General features: G+C 74.2%; 12 protein-coding genes. 9 read left to right on the forward strand and 3 right to left on the reverse strand.

All coding sequences use genetic code 11. The annotated features are described in order from the left end of the window. The first annotated feature begins 6 nt into the window (after positions 1-6). Together OKX07_RS06865 and OKX07_RS06870 are read left to right on the forward strand one after the other, a co-directional pair. Entirely contained in the window at positions 7-1233 is a 1227-nt protein-coding gene (locus OKX07_RS06865) for a PP2C family protein-serine/threonine phosphatase (protein ID WP_265631093.1), read from the forward strand. After that, complete coding sequence (locus OKX07_RS06870) at positions 1230-1964, forward strand: spermidine synthase (RefSeq protein WP_265631094.1); 735 nt, start codon at positions 1230-1232, stop codon at positions 1962-1964. Before OKX07_RS06865 ends, OKX07_RS06870 begins: the two co-directional genes overlap by 4 nt. 6 nt (positions 1965-1970) lie before the next feature. On the opposite strand, the gene glsA is transcribed toward OKX07_RS06870, so the two are convergent. The 3 genes from glsA to OKX07_RS06885 form a co-directional block, all read right to left on the reverse strand. After that, positions 1971-2909, reverse strand: coding sequence for a glutaminase A (gene glsA, locus OKX07_RS06875; protein WP_265631095.1), 939 nt, complete (start codon positions 2907-2909; stop codon positions 1971-1973). A gap of 65 nt (positions 2910-2974) precedes the next feature. Continuing rightward, positions 2975-4369, reverse strand: coding sequence for a pyridoxal phosphate-dependent decarboxylase family protein (locus OKX07_RS06880; protein WP_265631096.1), 1395 nt, complete (start codon positions 4367-4369; stop codon positions 2975-2977). Beyond that, positions 4366-5775, reverse strand: a complete 1410-nt coding sequence (locus tag OKX07_RS06885; RefSeq protein ID WP_265631097.1) for an MFS transporter — start codon at positions 5773-5775, stop codon at positions 4366-4368. The genes OKX07_RS06880 and OKX07_RS06885 overlap by 4 nt, the downstream gene beginning before the upstream one ends. A gap of 232 nt (positions 5776-6007) precedes the next feature. On the opposite strand from OKX07_RS06885, the gene OKX07_RS06890 reads away from it, so the two are divergent. The 7 genes from OKX07_RS06890 (at position 6008) to OKX07_RS06920 (ending at position 14531) form a co-directional block, all read left to right on the forward strand. Further along, positions 6008-7093 carry a response regulator gene (locus OKX07_RS06890; protein WP_265631098.1) on the forward strand — a complete coding sequence of 362 codons (1086 nt, stop codon included), beginning with the start codon at positions 6008-6010 and terminating at the stop codon, positions 7091-7093. After that, positions 7090-8058 (forward strand): ATP-grasp domain-containing protein, encoded by a 969-nt coding sequence (locus tag OKX07_RS06895; RefSeq protein WP_265631099.1) that lies wholly within the window; start codon positions 7090-7092, stop codon positions 8056-8058. The genes OKX07_RS06890 and OKX07_RS06895 overlap by 4 nt, the downstream gene beginning before the upstream one ends. Before the next feature lie 17 nt (positions 8059-8075). Further along, positions 8076-8789: a PHP domain-containing protein gene (locus tag OKX07_RS06900; RefSeq protein WP_265631839.1), complete on the forward strand. Its 714-nt coding sequence runs from the start codon at positions 8076-8078 to the stop codon at positions 8787-8789. Further along, the gene (locus OKX07_RS06905) at positions 8786-10273 is read left to right on the forward strand and encodes a glycosyltransferase (RefSeq protein WP_265631100.1); all 1488 of its coding nucleotides are present in this window, start codon (positions 8786-8788) and stop codon (positions 10271-10273) included. The genes OKX07_RS06900 and OKX07_RS06905 overlap by 4 nt, the downstream gene beginning before the upstream one ends. Next, a complete protein-coding gene (locus OKX07_RS06910) occupies positions 10270-10449 on the forward strand; it encodes a hypothetical protein (RefSeq protein ID WP_265631101.1) in 180 nt (59 codons plus the stop codon). The genes OKX07_RS06905 and OKX07_RS06910 overlap by 4 nt, the downstream gene beginning before the upstream one ends. A 53-nt stretch (positions 10450-10502) precedes the next feature. Then, a complete protein-coding gene (locus OKX07_RS06915) occupies positions 10503-12209 on the forward strand; it encodes a sensor histidine kinase (protein ID WP_265631102.1) in 1707 nt (568 codons plus the stop codon). A 210-nt stretch (positions 12210-12419) separates the two neighbouring features. Beyond that, positions 12420-14531: a family 43 glycosylhydrolase gene (locus OKX07_RS06920; protein WP_265631103.1), complete on the forward strand. Its 2112-nt coding sequence runs from the start codon at positions 12420-12422 to the stop codon at positions 14529-14531. Positions 14532-14618: the final 87 nt, after the last annotated feature.

The raw sequence follows: 14618 nt of genomic DNA on the forward strand, positions 1-14618 counted from the left end.
GATGCGATGGCTGAGGTGGCGCGCGCCCTGCAGGCGGAGACCGACCCGCAGCACACCCTGCAGCGCATGGTCGACCTCGCGGTCACGACCGTGACGGGCTGCGACTACGCTGCGGTCTCCCTGTTCGCGCCCGACCGGATCTACACGCCGGCGGCGTCGCACGACGTCGCGCGGCAGGTCGACCTGATCCAGTACGACACCGACCAGGGACCGTGCCTGTCCGCGATCCGGGACCGCGACATGTACGTCACGGGGGACCTGCGGACCGAGGACCGCTGGCCGGCCTTCGCCACCCGCGCGGCCGAGGCGAGCGGCGTGCGGTCGATGCTCTCGCTCCGGCTCTTCGTCGAGGGTGACAACCTCGGTGCGCTCAACATGTGCTCCAAGCGGCCGGATGCCTTCGACGACCTCAGCATCGCCATCGGCCGCCTCTTCGTCGCCCACGCCGCGATCGCCCTGTCGGCCGCGACCGAGAACCAGCTCTCCGAGCACCGCGCGGACCGGTTCCAGGCACAGGCGGGGATCGCCGTCCAGCTGCAGCGGAGCATGATCACCGCGCTGCCGGACATGGCGCCGTTCACCGCGGTCGCCCGCTACGTGCCCGCGGTCGCCGCCGCGGAGGTCGGCGGCGACTGGTACGACGCGCTCGTCCTCCCGTCGGGTGACCTCCTGCTGGTCGTGGGTGACGTGACGGGCCACGACATCGCCGCTGCGACGGGCATGACGCAGGCCCGGAGCACGCTGCGCGCGCTGGCCGTCAGCTACGACGAGCCGCCCGGCGCCCTCCTCACCCGGCTGGACGAGACCCTGGGCTACCTGGGGGAGGAGCTCATCGGCACGTGCGCGGTGGTCCGCGTCGCGCACCGTGACGGAGGGTGGATCGCGCAGGTCGCGACCGCCGGTCATCCGCCACCCCTGCTCATCCGTGGCGACAGCACCGCGTACGTCGACATCTCGCAGGACGTCCTGCTCGGCGTCACCCGCTCGGCGACCCGCCGGACCACCGAGAGCACCCTGCCCCCGGGCTCCACCCTGCTGCTCTACACCGACGGCCTGGTCGAGCACCGCAACAGCGAGATCACCGACGGCATGAACGCGCTGCGTGCCCTCGCAGCCACCATGCCCGCCGACGACCTCGGAGCCCTGTGCGACACCCTGGTGTCCCGGCTCGCCCCCCACCCGACGGACGACGTGTGCCTGCTCGCGGTGCACCTGCCCGACGCGACCGCGTGACGGACGGACGGCGGCGCTTCGAGGAGCTCGATCACCAGGAGACCCGGATCGGCGCGGTCAGCCTGCGTCGCCGGATCGACCCCCGGACCGGCGAGGACGTCTACGAGGTCAAGCTCGACGACGACTTCCTCATGTCCAGCCTGTTCACGACGGCCGAGACCGAGCTGGCACGCATCGCCCTCCTGCACGCGCCGGACCGCCCGCTGGACGTCGTCGTCGGAGGTCTGGGCCTCGGCTACACCGCCGTGGCGGTCCTGGACGACGACCGGGTGCGCGAGCTCGTGGTGGTCGACGCACTGGCCCCGGTGATCGGGTGGCACCGCGACGGGCTCGTCCCGCTCGGACCTCGCGTCGCCGGTGACCCGCGGTGCCGGCTCGTGCTCGGCGACTTCTTCGCCCTCGTGCTGGGGACCGACGGTCCCGGCGTCGACGACGCGAGCGACGTGCCGCGCGTCGACGCGATCGTCGTCGACATCGACCACTCGCCCCGTCACCTCCTGCACCCGGGGCATGCCCCCTTCTACACCGCGGTGGGCATCGCGAAGGTCGTCGCGCGGCTGCGCCCGGGTGGGGTCTTCGCGCTCTGGTCGGACGACGCGCCGGACGCGGAGTACCTCGCGCGGCTGCGCGCCGCCATGCCGGACGCCGCCGCCCACGTCATCACGTTCCCGAACGAGGTGCGCACGGCCGCCACGAACACGGTGTACGTCGCGTCGGCGCCGCTGCCCTGACGCGCGTCAGGCCGCCAGCGACCCGAAGACGTGCAGGTCGAGCTCGGCGCTGAGCGCCTCGCAGGCGAGGCGGCCGCGGACGCTCGTGCCCTGCTCGTCGAGCGGCGGGCTGATGACGGCACCGCCGAGGACACCGGGCGTCGAGAGCACGATCCCCCCGGACACGCTGGACTTCGCCGGGATGCCCACGCCGCGCATCCACCGGCCCGACCCGTCGTACACACCGCAGGTCGCCATGACGGACACGACGTCGCGCGCGACGTCGGCCGGCACGACGCGCTCCCCGGAGACGGGGTTGACGCCGCCGCACGCGAGCGTCGCACCCATGACGGCCAGCGCCCGCGCGTCGACGAGCACCGCGCACGCGCGCGCGTAGACCGCGACGGCGTCGTCCGCGCCGACGCCCAGGGTGCCCTCGGCGCGCATGAGGTGCGCCAGGGCGTGGTTGCGGTCTCCCAGCAGGTGCTCGCTGCGTGCGACGCCCTCGTCGACCTCGAGGTCCTGGGCGGCGAACGCGGACAGGCCCCGCAGGATGCGGTCGTTGCGGGCCTCGACGTCGTCCCCGTCGACGAGCGCGGCCGTGAGCAGCGCGCCGGCGTTGACCATGGGGTTCGGGGGCCGGCCGGTGCCGGTCTCGAGCTTGATCGCGTCGAAGGCCTCGCCCGTCGGCTCGATGCCGATGAGGTCCAGCGCGTCGCCCCGGGTGTCGAGCAGCGCGAGCGCGAAGAGGAACGGCTTGACGGCCGACTGCACGCTGAAGCGCACGTCGGCCTGCGCGCTGGCCAGGAGCGTCCCGTCGGTGAGCACGAGCGCGAGCCCGCACAGGTCGGGATCGGCCGCAGCCAGCTGGGGGATGCTGTCGTCGACCGTCCCGCCGTGCTCGGCCATGACCCGGACCCGCAGGCCGTCGAGGTCGTAGTCGCGGGGATCGGGGGAGCGGGTCATCCGTCCATGCTGTCAGGGTCGGGACAACGCGGCCCGGGCCCGGCCTGCGCGCCGAGCCGTAGGGCTCAGCCGCCGACGGGCCCCGGGTCGATCGCCGCCTGCAGCACCGCGACGAGCGCGGGCCGGACCACCTCGGCGGGCAGCGCCTCCAGCGTCGCCATGACGCCCGCGACCTCGACGGGCAGGCCCTGCGTCAGGACGCGCTCGACGAGCGTCGGGTCGGGCGTGGCGGGGACCGCGCCGCGGACCTCGTCGGCAGCCCGCCGCAGGTCGCGGGCCAGGGTGTCCGCGACGTCGGCGGTCACGGCGGTGAGGGTCAGGTGCGCGGTGCGGGGCAGGACGGTGCCGTCGGGCTGGGTCATCGCCGGCTGGCACTGCGCGAGCCAGCCGTGGCCGCGCAGCGCGTCGACCAGGCGGAACGGGTCGACGCCGCCGTCGTCGGCCACGGCCAGCAGCGGACCGGTGGGCTCGCCGACGACCCGCAGGCCGGGGCACGCGTCGACGGCGGCCCGGACGGTGGCGGTCGCGGTCCGCGTGCGGGAGACGAGGTCCGCGTAGCCGTCGTCGCCCAGCGCCTCGCCCACCGCCCAGGCCGCGGCCATCGACCCGGCGGCGCGCGACCCCAGCACGGTCGGGTTGACGACGGGATAGCCGGGCCATGCGGTCGTCGCGAAGTACTGCGCCCGGTGCCGGTCGCGGCCGCGGTGCAGCACGAGCGACGCGCCCTTGGGCGCGTAGCCGTACTTGTGCAGGTCCGCGGACAGCGACGTCACGCCCGGCACGCGCAGGTCCCACGGCTCGACGTCGCCCCACCACGGCAGCACGAACGCGCCGATGCACGCGTCGACGTGGCACGCCACGCCCCGCGCGGCGGCACCTGCGGCGACCTCCGCCACGGGGTCGACGACGCCGAACGGGTACGACGGCGCGGACACCACGACCAGCGCCGCGCGCTCCCCGGCCTCGTCGAGCGCCGCGAGCAGTCCCGTCGCCGACGCGCGCCCCGACGCGACGTCGACGGGCACCGCCACCACGTCGAGGTCGAGGTAGGCCGCGGCCTTGTGGAACGCCGGGTGCGCGGTCGTCGGCAGGACCAGGACGGCACGCCCGACCGCGCGCGCCGGGTCCGCCCCCCGCCACAGGTCGCGCGCCGCCTTGACGGCCAGCAGGCACGACTCGGTCCCGCCCGACGTCACCGACCCGACGACCTCGTCGTCGCCCCCGAGCAGCGCGCGGCCCCGCGCGACGAGCGCGCGCTCCAGGACGGCGACGGAGCGGAACGTCGTCGGGTCCAGGCCGTTGACGGGCAGGAACGCGGTCGCCGCCTGCTCGGCCAGGCGGTCCAGCTCGGGACGGCCGTGGTCGTACACGTACGCCAGGACCCGGCCGCCGTGGGTCGGCGGGTCCGCGTCGCGCAGCGCGGCGAGCTCCGCGAGGACCTCGGGGGCAGGGCGGGTCATCGGGCGCTCCGGGGGTGGTCGACGTCGGCGGCGGACAGACGGTACCGGGACAGGGGTACGAGCGAGAGCGCCACCAGCGCCGCCGGGAGCAGCGAGAACGCGACGACGATCCCCGTCAGCGCCGACCCCGGCTGCGCGACGACCTCGTCGCCGGTGCGGGACACGAAGCCCGTGACGGCGAGCAGCGCCAGCACCAGGGTCGGTCCGAGCGCGAGACCCGCCGTCTCCCCGGCGGTCCACACGCCGGCCAGCACGCCCGCACGGTCCGCGCCGCGCTCGCGGGCGTCCACCGCGGCGACGTCGGGGAGCATCGCCAGCGGGTAGAGCTGGAGGCCCGCGTACGCGACCCCCGCCAGCGCGACGGGCACGTAGACCCAGGCCCCCGGGGCCGCGCGCGCAGGGATCAGCAGTGCGGCCGCGACCGCGAACAGCACGGACGCCGCGACCAGCGCGCGCTGCTTGCCGATCCGGTGCGCGAGCCGCGTCGCCAGCGGCATGACGAGCAGGGCCGGGGCGACGAGCGCGACGAACAGGAACGTCACCGCGGACTGCGACCCGAGCGTGTACGTCGCGACGTACTGCGCGGCCGCGAGCATGGCGCCCGTCGCCAGGGCCTGCAGGACGAACGTCGCGAGCAGCACCCGGAACGCCGGCACCTCGCGCAGCGCCGCGCGCCCCGCGCGCAGCGCGTCGCCCCGCCGGGCAGGCCGGGGGGCGACGGGCGAGGCGCCGGGCTCCGGCGCGGGGACGGCGGTGCGTCGCGGCGCACCCCACCACGCGGCGAGCATCCCGAGGCCGATGACGGCACCGCAGACGGCGCCCATGACGAGGTACCCGGAGCGGCCGCCGCCGGCCGCGTCCCGCAGCAGGGGGCCGCCGCCGCCGAACGCCAGGATCGCCACCGCCAGCACCGCGATGCGTGGGCCCAGCAGGCGGGTGCGGGCCGCGGACGTCGGCGCGATCTCGGCAGGCAGCGCGATGTACGGGACCTGGAAGAGGCTGAACGCCGACGCGGCGGCGACGAACGTCACCGTGACCCACGCCGCGGCGGCGGGACCGGTGAGCGCGGCCGGCGTCGCGAACAGCGCCGCGAACAGCAGCGGCAGGCTCAGCGCCCCGACGAGCAGGTACCGGCGGCGCGAGCCGTGCCGGGCGGCCGACGCGTCCGAGCGTGCACCGATGAACGGGTCGATGACGACGTCCCACAGCTTCGGCACCGTGACGACCAGGCTCGCGAGCCCGGCGGCCACGCCCAGGGTGTCCGTCAGGTAGTACGCCAGCACCAGGCCGGGCAGGGTGCCGAAGCCGCCCGTGCCGACCGAGCCGAGCGCGTACCCCGCGACGGCGCGGCGCGGCACGGCGCGCGGCGCCGCGGCGCCGACGTCAGGGTCCGGGCGGGCAGTCATGCGGCGCATCGTGCCGCGTCCCCGGCCCGGCCGACGGGCGGCGCGCCGGGGGGCGGGGGCCACCCGTTCGCCAACTTTCACCCGGTCGTGGTCACCGCGGGCGGCGCCCTGGCGGCCCTTTCGCGTCGATCGTCCCTTTCCGTCCGCGTGCGTGCGGCGCGGGATGAGGACGCGACCGCGTCGCCCCCGTAGCGTGGGTCACGGCGCTGCTCACGGGGGTGGGAGGCAAGCAGTGACGCAGAGACGGACACGTGTGCTCGTCGTCGAGGACGACGCGGACACCGCAGGATTCGTACGGACGGTGCTGGAGCGACGCGGCGGCATGGACGTCGTCGTGGCAGGCGACGCCATGACGGCGCTCGCCGAGGTCGACCAGCAGGTGCCGGACGTGATCCTCACCGACATCCAGATGCCCGGCATGTCAGGGCTCGAGCTGCTCGGGGAGCTGCGGTCGCGGGCTCCGGGTGTGCCGGTCGCGGTCATGACGGCGTTCGCGTCGGTCGACTACGCGGTCGAGGCGCTGCGCCGTGACGCCGACGAGTTCCTCGTCAAGCCCGTCGCGGCCGCGACGCTGCTCGACCGGGTGACCGCCCTGGCCGCCGTGGGTCAGGCACGGCGGGACGCGGTCGGGCCGCGCGACGTCGTGCTGGCCGTCGGCGCGCACCCGGACGACGTCGAGATCGGCGTCGGCGCGACGCTCGCGTCGCACCGTGCAGCGGGTCACCAGGTCGTCATCCTCACGATGTCGGGCGGTGCGGTCGGCGGCGACAGCCAGACCCGCCGGCACGAGGCCCTCGCTGCCGCGGCCGTCATCGGCGCCCGGCTGTTCCTGCACGACTTCGAGGACACCCGCATGCAGGCGGCCGGCGGTCTCATCGCCGTCGTCGAGGAGGCCGTGAGCGACCTGAGCCCCACGGTCGTCTACACGCACTCCGCGCACGACCGGCACCAGGACCACCGCGCCGTGCACGAGGCGGTCATGGTCGCGACACGCAAGGTGCCGTCGGTGGCGTGCTTCCAGAGCCCGTCGTGCACCCTCGACTTCCGGCCCACGAGGTTCGTCCCCGTCGACGGGTTCGTCGAGACGAAGCTCGAGATGCTCGCGGCCTTCACGTCGCAGTCGCACCGGGACTACATGGAGCCGGACGTCGTCCGCTCGACCGCGCGGTACTGGTCCCGGTTCGGCACGGGCGCCTACGCCGAGCCGCTCGAGACGGTGCGCGCAGCGGCGATGCTGTCCGGAGCGGGTGCGACGACCGGTGCGGTCGGCCTCGTCGCGCAGATGCCCGAGCCGCGGACGGGCGAGGCGCCGGCATGACGCGCGTGCTGGTGACCGGCGCGGGCGGGCCCGCCGGGGTCGCCGTCATCCGCTCGCTGCTGCGCCGCGGCGACGTCGACGTGGTGGCGGCCGACATGGACCGCTGGGCGAGCGGCCTGTACCTCGTCGCGGCGGAGCGCCGCCGGCTCGTGCCCGCGGGCCGCGCCGACGACTTCGTCGACGTCGTCCGGCAGATGTGCGCCGCCGACCACATCGACGTGCTCTTCCCGACCGTGGACGTCGAGCTGCCGCGGCTGGCCGCGGCACGCGACCTCCTCGCGGCCGCGGGGACGCTCCTGGCGTCGCCGTCGCTGCGGACCCTCGACACGTGCCTCGACAAGCTCGCCCTCGCCCACGCGTGCACGGGGGTCGTCCGGGTGCCGCGCACCGAGCTGTTCGGCACGCCGCAGGCCCTGTCGGGCTGGGACTTCCCGGTCATCGTCAAGCCGCGGCGCGGTGCAGGGTCGCGCGGTGTACGCACCATCGACTCAGCCCGGGAGCTGGACGCCGTGCACGACGACGACGACCTGCTGGTGCAGGAGATGCTGCCCGGCCAGGAGTACTCGGTCGACGTCCTCGCGGACGCGACGGGACACGTGATCGCGGCGGTGCCGCGCGCACGGTTGCGCGTCGACTCGGGAGTCGCGGTCGCGGGCGTCACGGTGCACGACGACGAGCTCGTCGCCACCGCGACGGCCGTGGCGCGAGCCGTCGGGCTGACGTCGGTCGCGAACGTCCAGCTCAAGCGCGACGCCGACGGCGTGCCCGGGCTCCTCGAGGTCAACCCGCGATTCCCGGGCGCGATGCCGCTGACGATCGCGGCGGGCGTCGACATGCCGTCCCTCGTGCTCGACGACGTCCTCGGCCGGGCCCTGCCGCGGCACCTCGACTTCGTCGAGCTGGCCAACGTGCGCTACCTGGAGGACGTGTTCCTGCCCGTCGCCGACGTGCTCCCCGAGCCGTGAGCGGCGCGACCACCGACATGCCGCGGGTCGACGGCGACCACCACGTCCACTCGACGTTCTCGGACGACGCCGTCAGCACGCTCGCGGAGAACCTCGACGCGGCGCGGCGCGCGGGTCTGCGCGAGGTCCGCATGGTCGACCACGTGCGCGTCTCGACCACGTACGTCCCCGAGATGCTCGCCGCCGTCCGGGCGCTGCCGCACGTGCCGGGGCTGCACGTCCTGACCGGGGTGGAGGCCAAGATCCTCGACGCGTCCGGCGCGATCGACGCACCGCCCCAGGTGCTCGCGGCGCTCGGCACCCCGGACGGGCCGGACCGCGTGCTGCTGGCCGACCACCAGGTGCCCGGGACGGACGGGCCGTGGAGCCCGGCGACCACGATGCGGCTCCTCACGCAGGGGCGCGTGACGTCGGCCGACGTCGTCGAGCTCGTCGTGACCGCGACGGTCAGGGCCGTCGGACGTGCCGGGCGGGCGCAGCTCGCCCACCCGTTCTCGATCCTGCCGAAGATCGGGCTCACCGAGGACGACGTGCCCGACGACCTGCTCGACGAGCTCGCCCGCGTGCTCGTCGCGACGGGCACCCCGGCCGAGGTCAACGAGAAGTGGCGCTGCCCCGGGCCGCGGATCACCGAGCGGTGGCGCGCGGCGGGCGTGACCCTCGTCGCGTCGACCGACGCGCACCGCGCGAGCGACGTCGGCGTGTACAGGTGGGTGGGGGCGGCGCCGTGAGCGACGGCACGTGGCACGCGCTGCTCGTCGCGGTGCTCGTGGCCCTCGTCGCGATCGGGTTGCTGCCCGCGGTCGGCGGCATCTACCAGTACCTGCTGGTGCCGGTGCACGGGTTCCGCAACCACCTGGACCGGGCCGCGCCGCGCCTGCCCCGCGTCGCCGTGATCGTCCCCGCGTGGAACGAGGGCGCGGTGCTGGCCGCGTCGATCGAGCGGCTCATGCGTCTGCAGTACCCGCCGGAGCGGCTGCGGGTCTTCGTCGTCGACGACGCCAGCACGGACGACACCCCCGACGTGGTGCGCGCCAAGTCGGCCGAGTACCCCGGCCGCATCGTCCTGCTGCGCCGCGAGCAGGGCGGCCAGGGCAAGGCGCACACCCTCAACCACGGGATCGCGCACCTGCTGACCGACGACTGGATGGAGGCGCTGCTCATCATGGACGCCGACGTCATCTACCGCCCGGACGCGCTGCGGCGCATGACCCGCCACCTCGCCGACGAGCGCGTGGGGGCCGTCACCGCGTACATCCGGGAGGGCAGCCGGCACCCGGGGGCCGTCGCGCGGTTCATCGGGTTCGAGTACGTGACCGCGCAGGCGTGCGCGCGCCGCGCACAGAACGTGATGGGCGCGATCGCGTGCCTCGCGGGCGGCGCGCAGCTGCACACCCGCGCCAACCTCGAGGCCGTGGGGGGGCGGATCGACACCTCGACGCTCGCGGAGGACACGTTCACGACGTTCCTCACCCAGCTCGACGGGCGCAAGGTCGTCTTCGACGGGCACGCCGTCGTGCTGGCCGAGGAGCCGGACTCGGTGCGCGCGCTGTGGAAGCAGCGGGTGCGGTGGGCGCGCGGGAACGTGCAGATCACGCACCGGTTCCGGCACGTGTGGTTCCGGCCCTCGCGCGTGCAGCGGCTCGGGAGCGTGGACTTCGGCGTGGTGTGGTTCTCGGTGTTCGCGCTGCCGTTCACGCTGATCGCGGCGTCCGTCGGGCTGATCGGGCTGTACTTCGCCTCGCCGGGGACGGCGGCCGCGATCTTCGGCGAGCTGTGGTGGTTCGGCATCGCCACGTACCTGTTCATCACGGTGACGACCCTGCTGGTCGACCTGGAGACCGCGCGTCGCTCGTGGTTCGAGGGCCTGCTGTTCCCGGGGGTGGGTGCGCTCGCGCTCGTCGTCGCGTCGGCGGACCCGCAGCTGTGGGAGGTGCAGGTCCCCGAGCTGCTGGGCCTGCAGATGACGCCGACGGGCATCGCCGTCGGGACGCTGCTGCTCTACTCCTGGCCCGTGCTGTCGATGGTGCTGGCCCGGCTGGTCCACGACCTGGAGGGCCGGCCGGTGCTCGGTGTGCTGTCCAAGCCGCTGCTGTACCTCGTGGGGTACGGGCCGCTGCTGTGCGCGATCACCCTGGCCGCGTACGTGCGCGAGTGGCGCGGGGCGGAGCAGACGTGGGACAAGACCGAGAAGACGGGGACGGTGGCGGGATGAGCACACCGGAGGTGGGGCCGGAGCACGGGGGGCGGTGGTGGGCGGCGCTCGACGACGACGCGCTGCAGGCCGAGGTGACGGCGAACCGCCGCGCCGAGCGCTGGGTCGCGGTGGCCGGGCTCGCGGGCGTCGTGCTGACCGCGCTCGTGCTGCTCGTCGTGGCGGCCGCCCGGTGAGCACCAGGCAGGCCCTCCCACGCGACCCGTCGAGCCGGGGGACCCTGGGGCCCGTGGCGCGGTACCTCGGGATGGGCGCGTCGGTCGTCGAGCGGCAGCTGCCCTTCACCGTCCTGTTCGCCCTGGCGATGCTCGGCCTGCTGGTCAACGGGCTGGAGCCGACGTCGAGCGTCGCGGTCGTGCTCGCCGCCGTGCTGACGGTGGCGATCCTGGTGCTCGCGGCCGCCGTCCCGTGGCGCCGGTTCCCCCCGTTGGCCTCCGAGGTGCTCACGCTGCTGCAGTTCGTCGTGGTCGGTGCCCTGCGGTACGGCACGGGCGGCCCCCTGTCGCCCTACGCCGGCATGGTGCTCCTGCCGGCCCTCATGCTGGCCATCCGGGCCGGGTTGCCGGGGGCCTTCGCGGGCTCGGCCATCGCGGCCATCACCGTCCTCGTCGAGTTCTGGCTCGGGACCTCCGGCATGACGTCCGGCCCCGTGCTGATGCGCAGCCTGTTCGTCGCGGCGATCGCGCTGATCATCGGCCTGTTCGTGCACGAGGCGACGACGCGGCTGCGGTCGCGCAACGACGCGCTCGCGGGCCTGCAGGCGGAGCAGGACGACCTGCTGCGCCACGCGCGCACGACGGCGGCGGAGCTCGAGCGCGCGGTGGCGATCCGGGCGGCCGCGTACGACCAGCTCGTCTCGGTCATCGACTCCGCGACGGAGCAGGCCATCATCGCCACGGACGCCAGGGGCCGGATCGAGGTGTTCAACGCGGGGGCGGAACGCCTCCTCGGCTACCCGCAGGGGGAGGTCGTGGGCCGTCGGCACCTGACGGACCTGCACCTGCGTGACGAGGTGCAGGCACGCACGGGCGAGGCGTCCTGGCGCGACATGCAGGACGCGCTCATCGCGGCCCTGGTCGCACCGCGCCGCGGCGAGGCCGGGTCGCCGGCGGTGGACTGGACGTACGTGCGGAGCGACGGGTCCCACGTGACGGTGCACCCGGCGGTGACGCGCCGCACTGAGCCGGACGGGAGCGTCGCCGGGTACGTCGTGGTCGCGACCGACGTGACCGCGGAGCGGGAGGCCGCGCGGCTCAAGGACCAGTTCGTCGGGCTGGTGAGCCACGAGCTGCGCACACCGCTGACGTCGGTCCTCGGGTACGTCGAGCTGATGCTCGACGGCACGGAGGAGCTCACGCAGGACCAGCGGGAGTACCTCGGCATCATCGACCGCAACGCACGGCGCCAGCTGCGGCTGGTGAGCGACCTGCTGCTGACGGCGCAGGTCGACGCGGGCACGTTCTCGATCGCTCCGCAGGACGTCGACGTCGCCACGGTGGCGCGGGCCTCGATCGAGTCGGCGGGCCCGGTCGCGTCGACGGCGGGTGTGACGCTCGCGGGGGACCTGCGCCCGGCGCCCGTGCGCGCGGACCCGGTGCGGCTGGGGCAGGCGATCGACAACCTGGTGGCGAACGCGGTGAAGTTCACGGGGCGCGACGGCGCCGTGCACCTCGCCGTCGCCCCGACCCGCGGCGGAGGGGCGACGGTCGTGGTGCGCGACACGGGCATCGGCATCCCCCCGGAGGAGCTGTCGCGGCTGATGGAGCGCTTCTACCGGGCGAGTACCGCGACGCAGCGCGCGATCCCCGGGGTGGGCCTGGGGCTGTCGATCACCAAGGCGGTCGTGGAGGCGCACGGGGGGACGGTCGAGGTGACGAGCACCGTGGGGGAGGGCACGTCGTTCACCGTCACGCTGCCGGCGCACCCTCCCCGCTGAGGCACGGCACGACGGGCCGGTCTCACCCGCACGGGTGACCGGTGAAACGCTTCGACGATCCGGTGGGTCTTGTCCGAGGGGCGGAGGGAAGGGCAGCATGGCGCCGATCCCCACGGCTGACAGCGCTGTCATTCCTGGCGGGTTGTGAACGATCACAGGCGCCCCTCGTGGCGCGTTCCGGCACGCTCGTCCCCGTCCTGAGGAGCACCGATGCCCGTCTCCGACCCGACCCCCCGCCGTCGTCGCCGGCTGGTCGCGTTCGCCGCCGCCCTGGCCACCGCCGCGGCCGCCGGTGTCCTCGGCACCGCGCTCGCACCGGCCGCGTCCGCCGCCACCGTCGACCCCGCGACGTCGTACGTGCTGGTCAACCGCAACAGCGGCAAGGCGCTCGACGTCTACAACTTCGCCACCACCGACGGCGCGCGCCTGACGCAGTGGACGCGGGGGACGGCCGCCAACCAGCAGTGGCGCTTCGTGGACTCCGGCGGCGGCTACTACCGCATCCGCTCGCAGCACTCGGGCAAGGTGCTCGACGTCCACGGCTGGTCCACCGCCGACGCCGGCAAGGTCGTCCAGTGGACCGACGGCAACGGCGCCAACCAGCAGTGGCGCCTGCAGGACACGACCGACGGGTACGTTTCCCTGATCAGCCGTCACTCCGGGAAGGCGCTCGAGGTGCAGAACGCCTCGCGCGACGACAACGCCGAGATCGTCCAGTACAGCCCCTGGGGCGGCACCAACCAGCAGTGGCAGCTCGTGCCCGTCGGGAGCACCGTGACACCCACCCCCACACCCACACCCACGACGACGACCCCGCCGGTCACCGGCTCGTTCACCAACCCGGTCGTCTGGCAGGACTTCGCCGACGGCGACATCATCCGCGTCGGTGACGCGTACTACTACTCCGCCTCGACGATGCACTACTCGCCGGGCGCGCCGGTCCTGCGGTCCTACGACCTCGTCAACTGGGAGTACGCCGGTCACTCCGTGCCGCGCCTCGACTTCGACGACGCGAAGTACGACCTGTCCGGCGGCAACCGGTACGTCAAGGGCATCTGGGCGTCGACGCTGAACTACCGGCCCAGCAACCAGACCTACTACTGGTACGGCTGCGCCGAGTTCAACCGCACGTACGTGTACACCGCCACGTCCGTCGACGGGACGTGGACCAAGAAGGCGCGCATGAACACCTGCTACTACGACGCGGGCCTGCTGATCGACGACGACGACACGATGTACATCGCGTACGGCAACGGCACGATCAGCGTCGCGCAGCTCAACGCCGACGGCACGCAGCAGGTGCGGGCGCAGCAGGTGTACCAGACGCCCTCGAACATCGGGACGCTCGAGGGCGCCCGGTTCTACAAGAAGGACGGCTACTACTACATCTGGCTGACGCGGCCCGCCAACGGGCAGTACGTGCTGCGCTCGCGCTCGCCGTTCGGCCCCTACGAGCAGCGCCAGGTGCTGCTGGACCTGCCCGGCCCCATCAGCGGCGGGGGAGTGCCCCACCAGGGCGGCATCGTGCAGACCCAGAACGGCGACTGGTGGTACATGGCGTTCACCGACGCCTACCCGGGCGGTCGCATGCCCACGCTCGCACCGCTGACGTGGACCGACGGCTGGCCCAGCGTCCAGACCGTCAACGGCCGGTGGGGCACGACCTACCCGCGGCCGAACATCAGCACGACGCGCACGGTGGCGCCCATGACGGGCAGGGACACGTTCAGCGGCACCCGCCTGGGGCACCGGTGGGAGTGGAACCACAACCCCGACACCAGCCGGTTCTCGGTCGGCAACGGGCTGCGACTGCAGACGGCGACGGTCACGAACGACCTGTACGCCGCCCGCAACACCCTCACCCACCGCATCCAGGGGCCGTCGTCCACCGCGACGGTCGAGCTCGACTACTCCGCCATGGCCAACGGCGACCGTGCCGGGCTCGCGATGCTGCGGCAGTCGTCCGCGTGGATCGGCGTGGTCAAGGGCGGCAACGGTGCCACCCGGGTCGTCATGACCGACGGGCTGACGATGAGCTCGTCGTGGGCGACCACGAGCACCGGCAGCGAACGGGCGAGCGCGGACGTCACCGGCGGCCGGATCTGGCTGCGGACGTCGGCGGACATCCGCCCGGGTTCGGGCCGGCAGGCGACGTTCTCCTACAGCACCGACGGGACGACGTTCCGGACCCTCGGGCCGGCGTTCACCCTCAACAACGACTGGCAGTTCTTCATGGGCTACCGGTTCGGCATCTTCAACCACGCCACGAGCAGCCTGGGTGGTGCGGTCACCGTCCGCAGCTTCGACCTCACGACGCCGTGAGCACCGCCGCCCGCACCCGCTGACCTCCCCACCCGCACCATCCCGATCCCCCACCGCTCGACCGGACGGGGCGCCCCGGCGCGCCCG

Source organism: Cellulomonas sp. S1-8 (genome assembly GCF_026184235.1).
Classification (GTDB): Bacteria; Actinomycetota; Actinomycetes; order Actinomycetales; family Cellulomonadaceae; genus Cellulomonas.

Excerpts from the sequence above, each read along its gene's own strand:
- OKX07_RS06865 (WP_265631093.1), top strand. The coding sequence starts at position 7 with ATGGCTGAGGTGGCGCGCGCCCTGCAGGCGGAGACCGACCCGCAGCAC.
- glsA (WP_265631095.1), bottom strand. The coding sequence starts at position 2,909 with ATGACCCGCTCCCCCGATCCCCGCGACTACGACCTCGACGGCCTGCGG.
- OKX07_RS06880 (WP_265631096.1), bottom strand. The coding sequence starts at position 4,369 with ATGACCCGCCCTGCCCCCGAGGTCCTCGCGGAGCTCGCCGCGCTGCGC.
- OKX07_RS06885 (WP_265631097.1), bottom strand. The coding sequence starts at position 5,775 with ATGACTGCCCGCCCGGACCCTGACGTCGGCGCCGCGGCGCCGCGCGCC.
- OKX07_RS06895 (WP_265631099.1), top strand. The coding sequence starts at position 7,090 with ATGACGCGCGTGCTGGTGACCGGCGCGGGCGGGCCCGCCGGGGTCGCC.
- OKX07_RS06900 (WP_265631839.1), top strand. The coding sequence starts at position 8,076 with ATGCCGCGGGTCGACGGCGACCACCACGTCCACTCGACGTTCTCGGAC.
- OKX07_RS06910 (WP_265631101.1), top strand. The coding sequence starts at position 10,270 with ATGAGCACACCGGAGGTGGGGCCGGAGCACGGGGGGCGGTGGTGGGCG.
- OKX07_RS06920 (WP_265631103.1), top strand. The coding sequence starts at position 12,420 with ATGCCCGTCTCCGACCCGACCCCCCGCCGTCGTCGCCGGCTGGTCGCG.